13 protein-coding genes are annotated in these 14,702 nt (G+C 70.7%); 6 read left to right on the top strand and 7 right to left on the bottom strand.

The window, feature by feature from the left end:
* Nucleotides 1–2: 2 nt before the first annotated feature.
* The 4 genes from OG254_RS38015 to OG254_RS38000 form a co-directional block, all read right to left on the bottom strand.
* Nucleotides 3–1,091, bottom strand: coding sequence for a hydrogenase expression protein HypE (locus tag OG254_RS38015; protein WP_405591191.1), 1,089 nt, complete (start codon nucleotides 1,089–1,091; stop codon nucleotides 3–5).
* A gap of 137 nt (nucleotides 1,092–1,228) precedes the next feature.
* The gene (locus OG254_RS38010; RefSeq protein WP_405591188.1) at nucleotides 1,229–2,935 is read right to left on the bottom strand and encodes an enoyl-CoA hydratase-related protein; all 1,707 of its coding nucleotides are present in this window, start codon (nucleotides 2,933–2,935) and stop codon (nucleotides 1,229–1,231) included.
* 154 nt (nucleotides 2,936–3,089) lie between these two features.
* Nucleotides 3,090–3,338, bottom strand: coding sequence for a hypothetical protein (locus OG254_RS38005; protein ID WP_405591185.1), 249 nt, complete (start codon nucleotides 3,336–3,338; stop codon nucleotides 3,090–3,092).
* Nucleotides 3,325–3,570: a DUF6400 family protein gene (locus OG254_RS38000; RefSeq protein WP_405591182.1), complete on the bottom strand. Its 246-nt coding sequence runs from the start codon at nucleotides 3,568–3,570 to the stop codon at nucleotides 3,325–3,327. The genes OG254_RS38005 and OG254_RS38000 overlap by 14 nt, the downstream gene beginning before the upstream one ends.
* A gap of 195 nt (nucleotides 3,571–3,765) precedes the next feature.
* Here OG254_RS38000 and OG254_RS37995 point away from each other — a divergent pair, with 195 nt between their 5' ends.
* From OG254_RS37995 to OG254_RS37980, 4 genes are all read left to right on the top strand, one after another.
* Complete coding sequence (locus OG254_RS37995) at nucleotides 3,766–4,605, top strand: TIM barrel protein (RefSeq protein WP_405591179.1); 840 nt, start codon at nucleotides 3,766–3,768, stop codon at nucleotides 4,603–4,605.
* 32 nt (nucleotides 4,606–4,637) lie between these two features.
* Nucleotides 4,638–5,552: a 2-hydroxy-3-oxopropionate reductase gene (locus tag OG254_RS37990; protein ID WP_405591176.1), complete on the top strand. Its 915-nt coding sequence runs from the start codon at nucleotides 4,638–4,640 to the stop codon at nucleotides 5,550–5,552.
* Nucleotides 5,553–5,749: 197 nt separating this feature from the next.
* Complete coding sequence (locus OG254_RS37985) at nucleotides 5,750–7,207, top strand: catalase (protein WP_405591173.1); 1,458 nt, start codon at nucleotides 5,750–5,752, stop codon at nucleotides 7,205–7,207.
* Between the two features lie 418 nt (nucleotides 7,208–7,625).
* Complete coding sequence (locus tag OG254_RS37980; RefSeq protein WP_351199645.1) at nucleotides 7,626–7,862, top strand: hypothetical protein; 237 nt, start codon at nucleotides 7,626–7,628, stop codon at nucleotides 7,860–7,862.
* Between the two features lie 90 nt (nucleotides 7,863–7,952).
* On the opposite strand, the gene gcl is transcribed toward OG254_RS37980, so the two are convergent.
* A complete protein-coding gene (gene gcl, locus OG254_RS37975) occupies nucleotides 7,953–9,737 on the bottom strand; it encodes a glyoxylate carboligase (protein ID WP_351199647.1) in 1,785 nt (594 codons plus the stop codon).
* 239 nt (nucleotides 9,738–9,976) lie between these two features.
* Here gcl and OG254_RS37970 point away from each other — a divergent pair, with 239 nt between their 5' ends.
* Together OG254_RS37970 and OG254_RS37965 are read left to right on the top strand one after the other, a co-directional pair.
* Entirely contained in the window at nucleotides 9,977–10,663 is a 687-nt protein-coding gene (locus OG254_RS37970; RefSeq protein WP_405591170.1) for a hypothetical protein, read from the top strand.
* 64 nt (nucleotides 10,664–10,727) lie between these two features.
* Nucleotides 10,728–11,231 (top strand): GNAT family N-acetyltransferase, encoded by a 504-nt coding sequence (locus OG254_RS37965; protein ID WP_405591167.1) that lies wholly within the window; start codon nucleotides 10,728–10,730, stop codon nucleotides 11,229–11,231.
* A gap of 170 nt (nucleotides 11,232–11,401) precedes the next feature.
* Here the strand turns inward: OG254_RS37965 and OG254_RS37960 are convergent, their stop codons facing one another.
* Nucleotides 11,402–12,994 carry an AMP-binding protein gene (locus OG254_RS37960; protein ID WP_405591165.1) on the bottom strand — a complete coding sequence of 531 codons (1,593 nt, stop codon included), beginning with the start codon at nucleotides 12,992–12,994 and terminating at the stop codon, nucleotides 11,402–11,404.
* Entirely contained in the window at nucleotides 12,991–14,661 is a 1,671-nt protein-coding gene (locus OG254_RS37955) for an AMP-binding protein (protein WP_405591162.1), read from the bottom strand. Before OG254_RS37955 ends, OG254_RS37960 begins: the two co-directional genes overlap by 4 nt.
* Between the last annotated feature and the right edge of the window lie 41 nt (nucleotides 14,662–14,702).

The following is a 14,702-nucleotide window of genomic DNA, read 5'->3' as shown; positions in this document are numbered from 1 at the left end:
CGTCACCACGGGGGCCGGTAGCCGGTGGCGATCTTCTCTCCGGTACGGCGCCACTTGGGCTCCTTGTCGACCGTCCTGGCCGTGATGTGCCGCAGCTTGCGGACCACGGCGCCGTAGGCGGAGCTGCCCGAGACGGACAGCCTGGCGCCGGGGGGTTCGTCCATGAACGGCATGAACTTGTCGGGGAAGCCGGGCATGGTGCAGGCGATGCAGATGCCGCCGACGTTCGGGCAGCCGCCGATGCCGTTCATCCAGCCGCGCTTGGGCACGTTGCACTTCACCACCGGGCCCCAGCAGCCGATCTTCACCAGGCACTTCGGCGAGTCGTACGTCTCCGCGAACTCACCCTGCTCGTAGTAGCCCGCCCGGTCGCAGCCCTCGTGCACGGTGGCCCCGAACAGCCAGGACGGACGCAGCTTGTCGTCCAGCGGGATCATCGGGGCGGCGCCGGTCGCCTGGTAGAGCAGGTAGGTCAGCGTCTCGGCGAAGTTGTCGGGCTGGATCGGGCAGCCGGGGACGCAGACGATGGGGATGCCGGCCTGGGACTTCCAGTCCCAGCCGAGATAGTCCGGGACGCCCATCGCGCCGGTCGGGTTGCCGGCCATCGCGTGGATGCCGCCGTAGGTGGCACAGGTGCCGATGGCGACCACGGCCAGGGCCTTCGGCGCGAGCCGGTCGATCCACTCGCTGGTGGTGATCGGCTGGCCGGTCTGCGGGTCGTCCCCGAAGCCGCACCAGTAACCCTCGGGCTTGATCGCCTCGTTGGGGACCGAGCCCTCGACGACCAGCACGAACGGGTCGATCTCGCCCCGCTCGCCCTTGAAGAACCACTCGATGAACGTGTCCGCGCCGCCGACCGGACCGCACTCGAAGTCGATGAGCGGCCAGTGCACCTGGATCTTCGGCAGCCCCGGCAGCACACCCAGGACGATCTCCTCGATGCTCGGCTGCATGGCCGCCGTCAGCGCGACCGAGTCCCCGTCGCAGCTCAGGCCCGCGTTGATCCAGAGGATATGGATCGTGGGTGACTCCTCGGCGGGCGCGCCTGTGGTGTCCGCAGCACCGACCGTGTCCGGCGTCGCCTCAGTCATGGGACCGCCTCCAAGGGAGGTAAGGGATGAAGGCCCGCATTTCGGGCCCTCGCACTCTTCGTATCAGCGGTTCGGCCGGGGTGAAACACACGGTGGGCCATTCGTGTGACATCGGCGGCACAGGTGGTGGAGCCGGTTCACGCAACCGGGGGCGACGTGAGGTGGGGCGGGGTGCACGGAGGGCGCCGCTTGTGGACGAAGGCGCGGCGCAGGGCGTGGTAGGGGGCGTCCGGGTCGTCGAAGGTCCGGCGCATGCGGGCCAGCTCCTGTGCACGGAAGGCGGCGAGCGGGGTCGTGGCCTCCCGCCGGTCCGCTTCCGCCTTCTTGGCGGCGATGCGGGAGGCCGTCGCCGGCAGCGCGGCGAGCCGCGCCGCCAGGGCGCCGGCCTGCTGTGCGAAGTCGCCGGGGCCGCAGTCGATCACCCGGTCGGCGAGTCCGAGGCGCAGGGCGCCCGCCGCGCTCACGGGCAGCGCCTCCCGCATGAGCCGTTCGGCCACGGCCGGGCCCACCCTGCGGGGCAGCGTGTAGGTCCAGTACTCCGAGCCGTACAGCCCCATCAGCCGGTAGTGCGGGTTCAGTACGGCCCCGGAGCGGCACCACACCTCGTCCGCGGCCTGGGCGAGCATCACCGCGCCGGCCGCGGCGTTGCCCGCGACGGCCGCCACGACGAGCCGGTCGGTGGTGGTGAGGACCGCCTCCACGAGGTCGTCGATGGCGTTGATGTTCGCCCAGGACTCGGCGGCGGGGTCGGCGGCGGCCTCGATGACGCCCAGATGGATCCCGTTGCCGAAGAAGTCCCGCTGTCCGCCGAGGACCAGCACCGACGTGGGGCGGGCGCACGCCTCCCGGTAGGCGGCCAGGAGGCGCCGGCACTGCTCGGTGCTCATGGCGCCGCCCGGGAAGGAGAACGACAGGAAGCCGACGCCGCCGTCCTCCCGGTAGCGGATGTCCGTCCAGGTGCGCTCGCGCGCGTCGGGCAGCGGGGGCGGCGCGAGCTCCGGCAGGGGCGGCAGCCGGTCGCCCAGGGCCCGTACGGCGGGGAGTTTGAAGGTGGGCGGCCGTCCGGGCAGGCGTCGGGGCCGCAGTTCGGGGATCCACACGGCGCCGTCGGCGGTGGCCCGGCAGATCGCTCCGGCCCGGGTGGCCAGGAGTTCGCCGGGGCGGCCGCGCAGGTCGCTTTCAGGGTGGCCGCCGTGCAGGTACCACTCACTGCCGAGCAGCACGTCCAGCACCCCGGGCTGGGAGTCCGCCGCCCGCAGCTTGCGCACGACGCTCTCGGTGGGATCCGCGGCCCAGTCGATCCGCCGGACGCTCTGGTCGAGGTAGGGCCGCACGCGCACGGGTGCGCCGGCGAGGCCCGCCTCGTCCTGTGCGGCCGGGACGTGGGTGCCGCCCGCGAAGCGCTCCACGGCGAGGAGGACGGCCGTGAGCGCGGCGTCGGCGACCTCGCCCCGGTACAGGTCGCTCTTGGCCACCGGAGGAACCCGGCACGGCATCGAGGCCCACAGGTCGCCCGCGTCCATCTCCGCGCCGGCCTGCAGGACCGTGACACCCCAGTGCTCGGCGCCTTCGTTCAGCGCCCAGTCCAGGGAGGACGGTCCGCGGTCGCCGAGCGGCCCGGGATGGACGACGAGGCAGGTGTGTGCCGCCCACACCTCCTCGTCAATCGCCGTCTTCAGCATCGGCGCCACGATGAGCTGCGGTCGGTGCCGTCGTACGGCGTCCGTGAGCGGGCGGTCCGGCAGGGCGAGCTCCACCGCCACCTTGTGGCCGCGGTCGCGCAGCTCCGCGTGGACGCGCTGGGTGAGGCTGTTGAACGCGCTGGCCACGAGCAGGATCTGCACGGCTTCCTCCGGGCGGACGAGCGGCGGCCGGGGGTGACCGCCGACCGCGATCCTCGGTCACGCCGGGCCTGCGTCCGCGGCGGCGGACGGTGAGGTCATCCGAATGACAGACGGTGGCATCGTCCGAACGCGCGGAGCGGGCCGCCGATCGGCCTCACCAGGCGCGCTTCATGCGCTGCCAGACGGAGCGCGTCGCGCCGAAGCCCGTCTCGTGGCTCCAGACATGGCTGCACGAACGGCACTGGAGGTGGAGCAGGCTGCCGGTGTTGGAGAGCAGATAGCGCCAGTGCCGGGAGCAGGTGCGCTGCTGCTCGCAGTCGCCGCACCCCTGGCGGTCGTCGCAGTTCGGGCAGGCCACCCAGGCGCGGCGCCCGACGTCGGCCTGTGGGTCACGAGGCAGCATGCCCGCCTCCTCGCGGAGGGAGCACACCTGCCGAGACCAGTTCGTCGTACATCCGCTGCTGCTCCGCGTCGAGGCCGGAGTACAGCAGCTCGTACGCCTCCTCCTCACCGCGCAGGGCGGCGCCCGGGTCCCAGTCGGGGCCGAGCGCGTCCAGGACGTGGGCCCGCCGGAGCATCTCGTGCGCGCTCAGATCGACGGAGAACTCGGCAGGTGCGGGGCCGTGGGAGGACATGCAATCGAACGTAGGTAAGCGTTCCCCGCCCGGGCAAGGGCTGGTGGGCGAAGTCACAGCAGGTCAGAGCGCGACGCCGGCGTTTTTGCCCTGGCCTCCTCTTGACAAGCCACGACCCGGAACGGCAATCTTCCATTAAGCAGAAACGAACTTCCGCAATACGGAATATCAAAACGGAAGGGAGGCGCCGACCCCATGGGATTCACAGAGCAGCGCTTCAACGTCAACCTGTCGATCCTCTTCACGGAACTCCCGCTCCTGGAGCGCCCCGCGGCCGCCGCCGCGGCGGGCTTCACCGCGGTCGAGCTGTGGTGGCCCTGGGTCGACTCCCCCACCCCCGAGCGCGCCGAGCTCGACGCCCTGAAGAAGGCGATCGAGGACGCGGGCGTCCAGCTCACGGGCCTGAACTTCTACGCCGGCCAGCTGCCCGGCCCCGACCGTGGCGCCCTGTCGATCCCGGGCGAGGAGTCGGAGAGGTTCCGCGCCAACATCGACGTGGCGGCCGACTTCGCCGCCTCGCTCGACTGCAAGGCGCTCAACGCCCTGTACGGCAACCGCGTCGAGGGCGTGGACCCCGCCGAGCAGGACGCGCTCGCGCTGGAGAACCTGGTCCTGGCGGCCCGCGCCGCCGACCGGATCGGCGCGATCCTGCTGATCGAGGCCCTGAACAAGCCCGAGTCGCCGCTGTACCCGCTGGTCGGCGCACCGGCGGCGGTGGCCGTCGTGGACAAGGTCAACGAGGCGACGGGGCTGGGCAACGCCCGCTTCCTCATGGACCTCTACCACCTGTCCATGAACGGCGAGGACCTGCCGGCGGTGATCGAGGAGTTCACGGCGAAGACCGGCCACGTGCAGATCGCCGACAACCCGGGCCGCGGCGCGCCGGGCACGGGGACGCTGCCGCTGGAGGAGCTGCTCGACCAGCTGCAGAAGGCCGGTTACGAGGGCTGGGTCGGCCTGGAGTACAAGCCGGGCGACCGCCCCAGCGCGGAGGCCTTCGGCTGGCTGCCCCGCGAAGCGCGCGCCGCCCGCTGAACACACCCCTGTATTTGAGAGGCACCCCCATCATGAGCAACCTCGCAGATTCTTCCCACCCGACCCGCCCGGCGATTGCCTGGATCGGCCTCGGCATCATGGGCTCCCCCATGTCCGAGAACCTGATCAAGGCGGGTTACTCCGTCACCGGCTTCACGCTGGAGCAGGACAAGCTGGACCGCCTCGCGGCGGCGGGCGGCACCGCCGCCGGCTCGATCGCCGAGGCCGTCAAGGACGCCGACGTCGTCATCACGATGGTCCCGGCCTCCCCGCACGTCGAGGCCATCGCGTATGGCCCCGACGGCATCCTGGAGAACGCGAAGTCCGGCGCGCTGCTGGTCGACATGTCCTCGATCACCCCGCAGACCTCGGTCGACCTGGCGAAGGCGGCCAAGGACAAGGGCATCCGTGTGCTGGACGCCCCCGTGTCCGGCGGTGAGGCCGGCGCCATCGAGGCCGTGCTGTCCATCATGGTCGGCGGCGAGCAGGCCGACTTCGACGCCGCGAAGCCCATCCTCGACGCCCTCGGAAAGACCATCGTGCTGTGCGGTCCGCACGGCTCGGGTCAGACCGTGAAGGCGGCCAACCAGCTGATCGTCGCCGTGAACATCCAGGCGTGCGCCGAGGCCGTGGTCTTCCTGGAGAAGTCCGGCGTCGACCTCCAGGCGGCCCTGGACGTCCTGGGCGGCGGCCTGGCGGGCTCGACCGTGCTGACGCGGAAGAAGGACAACTTCCTGAACCGCGACTTCAAGCCGGGCTTCCGGATCGACCTGCACCACAAGGACATGGGCATCGTCACGGACGCCGCCCGCAACGTCGGCGCCGCGCTCCCGGTCGGCGCCGTGGTCGCCCAGCTGGTCGCGTCCCTGCGTGCGCAGGGCGACGGCGGCCTGGACCACTCGGCCCTGCTGCGCGCCGTGGAGCGCCTGTCCGGCGCCCAGGTCTGAGCCGGACCCTTCCCCAGATTTCCGGGCCGCGGCGCCGCTGACACCTGTCCTGTCGCGCCCAGGCGTCGCCGCGGCCCGGAATCCTCTTCAACAAACCGTTGATTTGATTCAACAAACTGTTGACGCCCAGATCGCCCACTTCTAGGCTCCACAAAGCGGAAACAGCTTTCCGCTGACACTCGCACGGAAGGTCCACGATGTCGAAGCGCGTGCTCACCACCGAGTCCGGCGCCCCGGTCGCCGACAACCAGAACTCCGCCTCCGCCGGCGTCGGCGGCCCGCTCCTGCTCCAGGACCAGCACCTGCTGGAGAAGCTCGCGCGCTTCAACCGTGAGCGCATTCCGGAGCGCGTGGTGCACGCCCGGGGCTCCGGCGCGTACGGCCACTTCGAGGTGACCGACGACGTCACCGGCTTCACCCACGCCGACTTCCTGAGCGAGGTGGGCAAGCGGACCGAGGTGTTCCTGCGCTTCTCGACCGTGGCCGACAGCCTCGGCGGTGCGGACGCCGTCCGCGACCCGCGCGGCTTCGCCCTCAAGTTCTATACGGCGGAGGGCAATTACGACCTCGTCGGCAACAACACGCCGGTGTTCTTCATCAAGGACCCGATCAAGTTCCCCGACTTCATCCACTCGCAAAAGCGCGACCCGTTCACCGGCAAGCAGGAGCCGGACAACGTCTGGGACTTCTGGGCGCACGCCCCCGAGGCCACGCACCAGGTGACCTGGCTGATGGGCGACCGCGGCATCCCGGCGTCGTACCGCCACATGAACGGCTACGGCTCGCACACCTACCAGTGGACGAACGCCGAGGGCGAGGCCTTCTTCGTCAAGTACCACTTCAAGACCAACCAGGGTGTGCGCTCCCTGAGCAGCGAGCAGGGCGCGGAGCTCGCGGGCAAGGACGCCAACTCGCACCAGACGGACCTGCTCCAGGCCATCGAGCGGGGCGTGCACCCGTCGTGGACCCTCTACGTGCAGCTCATGCCGGCGGCCGAGGCGGCCGACTACCGCTTCAACCCCTTCGACCTCACCAAGGTGTGGCCGCACAAGGACTACCCGCTGCAGCGGGTGGGCCGCCTGGTCCTGGACCGCAACCCGGACAACGTCTTCGCCGAGGTCGAGCAGGCCGCGTTCTCCCCGAACAACTTCGTGCCCGGCATCGGCCCTTCCCCCGACAAGATGCTCCAGGGCCGGCTGTTCGCCTACGCGGACGCCCACCGCTACCGCCTGGGCGTCAACCACACCCTGCTGGCCGTGAACGCCCCCAAGGCCACGACGGCGCAGAACTACGGCCGGGACGGCTTCATGGCGACCAACTCCCAGGGCCGCGGGGCGAAGAACTACGAGCCGAACTCCCACGACGGCCCGGTGGAGACCGGCCGCCCGCTGTCGGCGCCGCTCGCGGTGACCGGCCACACGGGCACCCACGAGGCCCCGCTCCACACCAAGGACGACCACTTCTTCCAGGCCGGCGAGCTGTACCGGCTCATGTCGGCCGAGGAGAAGTCCCGCCTGATCGCGAACATCGCCGGTGGCCTGTCCCAGGTCTCCCGCGACGACGTGATCGAGAAGAACCTGGCCCACTTCCACGCCGCCGACCCGGAGTACGGCAAGCGCGTGGAGGAGGCGGTCCGCGCCCTGCGCGAGGACTGAACACCCAAGCTGCGTCCGTCTCCTGACGGGAGGTCATGAGCCGGACGCATCGCCTGCGCACAACACCGAGCGACCCGGATGAGGGGTGGTCGCCGGGAACGGGCGCGGGCAACGCGAGGACCGCGGCGGCGTGCGAGCCAGTGCGGTGGTGAAGGTCCGGCCTCCTTCTTCGACCAGAGGGAAGGAGACCCCGGTTCCGTCGCTGCCGCCGCGGTCCCAAGCCCCACAGACCCCGTCCGGCGGCGCGAATGTCCTGTCGCGCCCAGCCTCGCACCGTCGGACGGCCACAACCGAAGATGCCTCACCGGCCGAGAAGCGCCGGGTACGGACGGTCCCGTACTCGGCGCTTCTCGGCGTTCACCCGTGGCGACGGCGCCGTCGGCGTGCGGAATTCCCCGCGGCGCAGGAGGCTGAGGGCATGGCACATCCAACGGAGCATCCGCATGTCGTGGTGCATGCGCCGGCGCTGGACGGCTCCCGGCGGGTCACGGAGGGCGACGAGACGCTGGGGATCGCCACTCATGTGGACGACGTGAGCGAGATCCTGCGGCTCGCCGATCTGTATGTCACGGACATCTCGGAGAGCGACTTCATCGACTGGCAGGGCGGTGGCCCCGACGACTGGCCCGGGCTGTCGGAGCACCACGAGCAGTAGCGAGCACGCAGAACAACCTCTGCACATCCTCTGCATGCGAAAGGGGCGGCCCGACCCTCAGGTCGGACCGCCCCTCACTGATCTGTCGTGTCAGACCTTCAGGGTCTTGATCGACGTCGGCGCGTGGCCGGGCTCAGTGGCGATCTCCTCGAACTCGACGACATTACTGATGTCGTTGGTCGTCGACATGGAGATGTTGGTGACGCGCTCCAGGATCGCCTCGACGACCACCGGGACCTGGAACTCCTGAGCGAGCTTCTTGGCCTGCTCGAAGGCCGCGCCCAGTTCGGCCGGGTCGGTCACCCGGATCGCCTTGCAGCCGAGGCCCTCGGCGACCTTGACGTGGTCGACGCCGTAGACGCCCAGCTCGGGCGAGTTGATGTTCTCGAACTCCAGGTTGACCTGGAAGTCGATCTCGAAGGCCCGCTGCGCCTGACGGATCAGGCCCAGGTAGGAGTTGTTCACCAGGACATGGACGTACGGGATCCTGTGCTGGGCACCGACCGCCAGCTCCTCGATCATGAACTGGAAGTCGTAGTCACCGGACAGGGCGACGACCTGCGCCTCGGGGTCGGCCTTCGCCACGCCCAGCGCGGCCGGGATGGTCCAGCCGAGGGGGCCCGCCTGGCCGCAGTTGATCCAGTGCCGCGGCTTGAAGACGTGCAGCATCTGGGCGCCGGCGATCTGCGAGAGGCCGATCGTGGAGACGTACCGGGTCTCGGGACCGAAGGCCTTGTTCATCTCCTCGTAGACGCGCTGCGGCTTGATCGGGATGTCGTCGAAGTGCGTACGGCGCTGGAGCGTCGCCTTCTTCTCCTGGGCCGAGGCCGCCCATGCCGAGCGGTCGGGGAGCTTGCCCTGCGCCTTCAGCTCCCGTGCCACCTCGACGAACAGCTTCAGGGCCGCCTTCGCGTCGGAGGCGATGCCGTAGTCCGCGGCGAAGATCTTGCCGATCTGGGTGGGCTCGATGTCGACGTGGACGAACTTGCGGCCGGCCGTGTAGACGTCCAGCTTGCCGGTGTGGCGGTTGGCCCAGCGGTTGCCGATGCCGAGGACGAAATCGGACTCCAGGAAGGTCGCGTTGCCGTAGCGGTGCGAGGTCTGCAGGCCCACCATGCCGGCGTTCAGCTCGTGGTCGTCGGGGAGCAGGCCCCAGCCCATCAGGGTCGGGACGACCGGGGTACCCGTCAACTCCGCGAATTCCACCAGCAGTTCGGCGGCATCCGCGTTGATGACACCGCCGCCCGCGACGATCAGCGGCCGCTCGGCGGCGTTCAGCATCCCGATCGCCTTCTCGATCTGGGCGCGGGACGCGGCCGGCTTGTACACCGGGAGCGGCTCGTAGGTCTCCGGGTCGAACTCGATCTCGGTGAGCTGGACGTCGATCGGCAGGTCGATGAGGACCGGGCCCGGACGGCCCGAGCGCATCAGGTGGAACGCCTGCTGGAACACGCCGGGGACCTGCGCGGCCTCCAGGACGGTCACCGCCATCTTCGTGACCGGCTTGGCGATCGAGGCGATGTCGACGGCCTGGAAGTCCTCTTTGTGGATCACGGCGGTCGGGGCCTGGCCCGTGATGCACAGGATCGGGATCGAGTCACCGATCGCGGAGTACAGACCGGTGATCATGTCGGTGCCGGCCGGGCCGGAGGTGCCGATGCAGACGCCGATGTTGCCGGGGTGCGTGCGGGTGTAGCCCTCCGCCATGTGCGAGGCGCCCTCCACATGGCGGGCGAGGGTGTGGTGGATACCGCCGGAGGCCTTGAGCGCGGCGTAGAAGGGGTTGATCGCCGCGCCCGGCACGCCGAACGCGTTGCTGACGCCCTCGCGCTTGAGGATCTCGACTGCCGCTCGGGCAGCGGTCATACGTGCCATTGAGTACTCCTGCTTCGGCTGTCGGATTCGCACTCCCGTCGCGCCCCGCGGTGAGCAATTCCGTGACGATGTCGGTTCCGCCCGCGAACCCTCTTGGATTCCACATAGCGGAAACTCTTTTCTACTATCTGGAAGCAATGTAGGCGGGCGGGTGAAGACCGTCAAGAGGGGGACAACCGGGCACCACCTGGTGGACGATGGGTGCGCTGTCCCGATGCGAGGTCGTCCTGGAGTGGGCCATGTCCGAGAGCGTGTCGGTGCGCTGCCCGGCCTGCCGGCGCGAGCATCTGTACGCGGCACCTTCCTATCCCTGCACCTGCGGGGCGCCCGTCGTGCCCCCGCTCGACCCGGCCGGGACCGCGACGGCCGTCACCCATCGCGCCTGGGACGACGAATGGGTCAGCGTCCGCTGTACGGCGTGCGGCCGCGAGGGCGAGTGGCCCCGCCCGGAGCTGGGCTGCGCCTGCGGGACGCTGCTGCGGGTACCGGTGGCGCGGGGGGCGGCCTCGCAGGAGGCGGAACCTCCACCGGCTCCCGCCCCGCGCCGCGCCTTCCAGCCCATCACGATCCGCACCGCCCGCGACGCGGTCACGGCGGCCGCCGTGTATCTGCGCTGGCTCGGCTACCGGGACATCCGCCGCGCCGACCAGCGCCCCACGTCCGGCATCGGCATCGCCGCGCACGGCCTGCTCGCCCAGGTCGACCCGACCGTGGCACCGACGTCCCTGCGCGACGTGGAGTGCCTGTGGCTGACGGCCATGACGGAGTCGGCGTCCTGCGTCTACTTCTCCCTGTCCGGCTACGCCCCCGACGCCCGCGCCCGCGCCGACACCCTGGGCGTCCCCCTCTTCGTCCTCGACCTCACGGGCACGCCCCAGCCGGTCAACAGCCTCGCCGACGAGCTGGACGCGACGGGCGCCCACTGACCGGCCGGCCCCCCGGCCGGTAATCCGTTCGCCCCCGACGGGGCCGGCGGCGGACACTCGGCCCATGCGCATCCGCCCCGTCACACCCGACGAACTCCCGGTCCTCCAGGACATCGAACGCGCCGCGGGCGCCGCCTTCCGCGACCTCGGCATGGCCGCCGTCGCCGACGACGAGCCGCCCGCCCTGGACGTCCTGGAGCGTTACCGCCGGGCGGGCCGGGCGTGGGCCGCCTGCGAGGGCGGTGGCCGCCCGGTCGCGTACTTGATCGGCGAGCCGGTCGACGGCGCCCTGCACATCGAGCAGGTCTCGGTGCACCCGGACTCCGCGCGCAGGGGCGTGGGCCGGGCCCTCCTCGAGTACGCCGCCGACCGCGCACGCGAGGAGGGCCTGACCGGTCTCACCCTGACCACCTTCACCGAGGTCCCGTGGAACGCGCCGTACTACACACGCCTCGGCTTCCGCACCCTGGAAGAGGCCGAGCTCACCCCGGGGCTGCGCACGATCCGCGCCCACGAGGCGGAACTCGGCCTCGACCGCTGGCCGCGGGTGTGCATGCGCAGCGACTAGTTTCTTCGCCCCCGCCGCCCCTACCCTTCCCGTCCCTGGGGGCTGCCGCCCCCAGACCCCGCTTCGGCCCTGAACGGGCCTCGTCCTCAGACTCCCCCAAGCTCTTCGAGCAGGGGGGACCCCCAGACGGGCTGAGAGATGCCGGCCGGCGCCCAGAAGTACCCGACCGCCTACCCGTCCGCATACCTCTCCCGCAGCTCCACCTTCCGCACCTTCCCCGACACCGTCATCGGGAAGGAGCCGAGAATCCGCAGCACGCTCGGGATCTTGTAGTGCGCCAGCTGCCCCTCGCAGAAGGCCAGCAGTTCCTCAAGGGTCAGCGGGTCGGCGGCGTCGCGCGGGATGACGCACGCCAGCACCTCCTCGCCGTACCGCTCGTGCGGCACCCCGACGACCTGGACGTCCGCGATCTTGGGGTGGGCGTACAGGAACTCCTCGATCTCGCGCGGGTAGATGTTCTCGCCACCCCTGATGATCATGTCCTTGATGCGGCCGACGATCTCGACGTAGCCGTCCTCCCGCATCGTCGCGAGGTCACCGGTGTGCATCCAGCGCCCCGCGTCGACGGCCTCGGCGGTCTTCTCGGGTTCGTTCCAGTAGCCGAGCATCACGCTGTAGCCGCGGGTGCAGAGCTCGCCCGCCGTGCCGCGCGGCCGGGTCACGCCGGTCGCCGGGTCGACGATCTTCACCTCGATGTGCGGCAGCACCCGGCCGACCGTGCCGGTGCGGTGTTCCAGGTCGTCGTCCATCCGGGTCTGGAGCGAGACGGGGGACGTCTCCGTCATGCCGTAGCAGATGGAGACCTCCGCCATGTGCATCTCGGCGACCACCCGCTTCATCACCTCCACCGGGCAGGGCGAGCCCGCCATGATGCCGGTGCGCAGGGAGGAGAGGTCGTAGGAGGCGAAGTCCGGGAGGTTCAGCTCGGCGATGAACATCGTCGGGACGCCGTAGAGGGAGGTGCAGCGCTCCTGCTGGACGGCCTCCAGCGTGGCCTTCGGGTCGAAGGAGGGGGCCGGGATGACCATGCAGGCGCCGTGGGACGTGGCCGCCAGATTGCCCATGACCATGCCGAAGCAGTGGTAGAAGGGCACCGGGATACACACCCGGTCCTGCTCGTCGTAGGCGATCAACTCCCCCACGAAGTAACCGTTGTTGAGGATGTTGTGGTGGGAGAGGGTGGCCCCCTTCGGGAAGCCCGTGGTGCCCGACGTGTACTGGATGTTGATCGGCTCGTCGCAGGACAGCTCCTCGAACGCGGCCGGCGTCGCGCGCGCGATCAGCGCCTCCCAGCTCGGGTCCCCGATGAACACGGTCTCGCGCAGCCGCGGACACTTGCCCCGCACCTGCTCGACCATCGCCCGGTAATCGCTCGTCTTGTGGCTCAGGGAGGCGAACAGCAGGGAGATCCCGGCCTGGTTGAGGACGTACTCGACCTCATGGGTGCGGTAGGCCGGGTTGATGTTGACCATGATCGCGCCGATGCGGGCCGTGGCGTACTGGACCAGAACCCACTCGGGACAGTTGACCGCCCAGATGCCCACCCGGTCGCCCTTGGCGACCCCGCTCGCGAGCAGGGCGTACGCCAACTCGTCGACGTCGGCGGCGAACCGGGCGTAGGTCCAGCGCCGCCCCGACGGAACGTCGACCAGCGCCTCCCGGTCCGGCCAGGCGGCGACGGCCCGGTCCAGGTTGGCCCCGATGGTGTCGCCGAGCAGGGCGGTGTCGCTCGTCCCGTGGGTGTACGACAGCTGTGCGCTCACCGGAAGTCCTCCTCGCGGTACTCGGCGTCCGATCCGGCGGCCGTGGCCTCGCGCAGCTCGATGCGGCGGATCTTGCCGGAGACGGTCTTGGGCAGCGGAGCGAACTCCAGCCGGCGCACGCGCTTGTACGGCGCGAGGACCTCCCGCGAGTGCTCGAAGAGCACCTTGGCCGTGTCGGAGCCCGGCTCCCAGCCCTCCGCGAGGACGACGTACGCCTTCGGCACCGCGAGCCGCAGCTCGTCCGGCGCGGGCACGACGGCCGCCTCGGCCACCGCCTCGTGCTCCAGCAGGGCGCTCTCCAGCTCGAACGGACTGATCTTGTAGTCGGACGCCTTGAAGACGTCGTCGGCCCGGCCGACGTAGGTGATGTATCCGTCGGCGTCGCGGGAGCCGATGTCGCCGGTGCGGTAGTAGCCGCCGGCCATCGCCTCCGCCGTACGGTCGGCGTCGCCGTGGTAGCCGGTCATGACGCCGACGGGGCGCTCCGCGAGGTCGAGCGCGATCTCGCCCTCGTCGGCGCCGGGCGCGCCGGAGACCGGGTCGAGGAGTTCGACGCGGAAGCCGGGGCTGGGGCGGCCCATCGAGCCGGTCTTCAGGGGCTGGCCGGGGCTGTTGGAGACCTGGACGGCGGTCTCGGTCTGCCCGAAGCCGTCCCGGATGGTCACACCCCAGGCGCGCCGGACCTGCTCGATGACCTCCGGGTTCAGGGGCTCGCCCGCCGCCACGACCTCACGGGGCGGGGTGCGCAGGGCGCTCAGGTCGGCCTGGATGAGCATGCGCCAGACGGTCGGCGGGGCGCAGAAGGTGGTGACGCCGGCGCGGTCCATCTCGGCCATCAGCCGGGCCGCGTCGAAGCGCGTGTAGTTGACGATGAAGACGGTCGCCTCCGCGTTCCAGGGCGCGAAGAGGTTGGACCAGGCGTGCTTGGCCCAGCCGGGCGAGGAGATGTTCAGATGCACGTCGCCGGGCTGGAGGCCGATCCAGTACATGGTGGCCAGATGCCCGATCGGGTACGAGGTGTGGGTGTGCTCGACCAGCTTGGGGCGGGCGGTGGTGCCGGAGGTGAAGTAGAGCATCAGCGGGTCGTCGGCCGCGGTCGGCCCGTCGGGGGTGAACTCGGCGGAGGCGTCGTAGGCGTCCTCGTACGTCAGCCACCCCTCCCGGTCCCCGCCGACGCTGATGCGCGTGTAGCGGCCGGGCACGTCGTCGAACTTGGCGGTGTCCTCGGCCCGTACCAGGACATGCCGGACGCGGCCGCGGTCCACCCGGTCGCGCAGGTCGGCCGGGCCGAGCAGCGGGGTGGCCGGGATGACGACGGCGCCCAGCTTCATGGCGGCGAGGGCGGTCTCCCACAGCTCGGTCTGGTTGCCGAGCATGACGAGGACGCGGTCCTCGGGCCGCACGCCCCGGGTCCGCAGCCAGTTGGCGACCCGGGCCGACCGCTCGGCCATCTCCGCGAAGGACAGCCGGACCTCGGCGCCGTCCTCCTCGACGATGTGCAGCGCGGTGCGGTCGTTCCCGTCCGCGATGACGTCGAACCAGTCGAGCGCCCAGTTGAACCGCTCGGGCCGAGGCCAGGAGAAGCCCTCGTAGGCGGTGCCGTAATCCTCGCGATGTGCCAGCAGGAAGTCCCGCGCGCTGCGGAACAGCTCCGTCCCCGTCGTCATCTGTCCTCCTCGTAACCGGACCTTGCCGGGCGGCTCTCTGC

It is taken from the genome of Streptomyces sp. NBC_01092 (assembly GCF_045039535.1).
GTDB lineage: Bacteria > Actinomycetota > Actinomycetes > Streptomycetales > Streptomycetaceae > Streptomyces.
The sequence above is the reverse complement of the archived record's forward strand: the minus strand, read 5'-3'. Positions and strand labels throughout refer to the sequence as shown.

Coding starts and splice junctions, on each gene's coding strand:
- OG254_RS38015 (WP_405591191.1), bottom strand. CDS start 1,091: ATGACTGAGGCGACGCCGGACACGGTCGGTGCTGCGGACACCACAGGC.
- OG254_RS38005 (WP_405591185.1), bottom strand. CDS start 3,338: ATGCTGCCTCGTGACCCACAGGCCGACGTCGGGCGCCGCGCCTGGGTG.
- OG254_RS38000 (WP_405591182.1), bottom strand. CDS start 3,570: ATGTCCTCCCACGGCCCCGCACCTGCCGAGTTCTCCGTCGATCTGAGC.
- OG254_RS37995 (WP_405591179.1), top strand. CDS start 3,766: ATGGGATTCACAGAGCAGCGCTTCAACGTCAACCTGTCGATCCTCTTC.
- OG254_RS37990 (WP_405591176.1), top strand. CDS start 4,638: ATGAGCAACCTCGCAGATTCTTCCCACCCGACCCGCCCGGCGATTGCC.
- OG254_RS37985 (WP_405591173.1), top strand. CDS start 5,750: ATGTCGAAGCGCGTGCTCACCACCGAGTCCGGCGCCCCGGTCGCCGAC.
- OG254_RS37980 (WP_351199645.1), top strand. CDS start 7,626: ATGGCACATCCAACGGAGCATCCGCATGTCGTGGTGCATGCGCCGGCG.
- gcl (WP_351199647.1), bottom strand. CDS start 9,737: ATGGCACGTATGACCGCTGCCCGAGCGGCAGTCGAGATCCTCAAGCGC.
- OG254_RS37970 (WP_405591170.1), top strand. CDS start 9,977: ATGTCCGAGAGCGTGTCGGTGCGCTGCCCGGCCTGCCGGCGCGAGCAT.
- OG254_RS37965 (WP_405591167.1), top strand. CDS start 10,728: ATGCGCATCCGCCCCGTCACACCCGACGAACTCCCGGTCCTCCAGGAC.
- OG254_RS37955 (WP_405591162.1), bottom strand. CDS start 14,661: ATGACGACGGGGACGGAGCTGTTCCGCAGCGCGCGGGACTTCCTGCTG.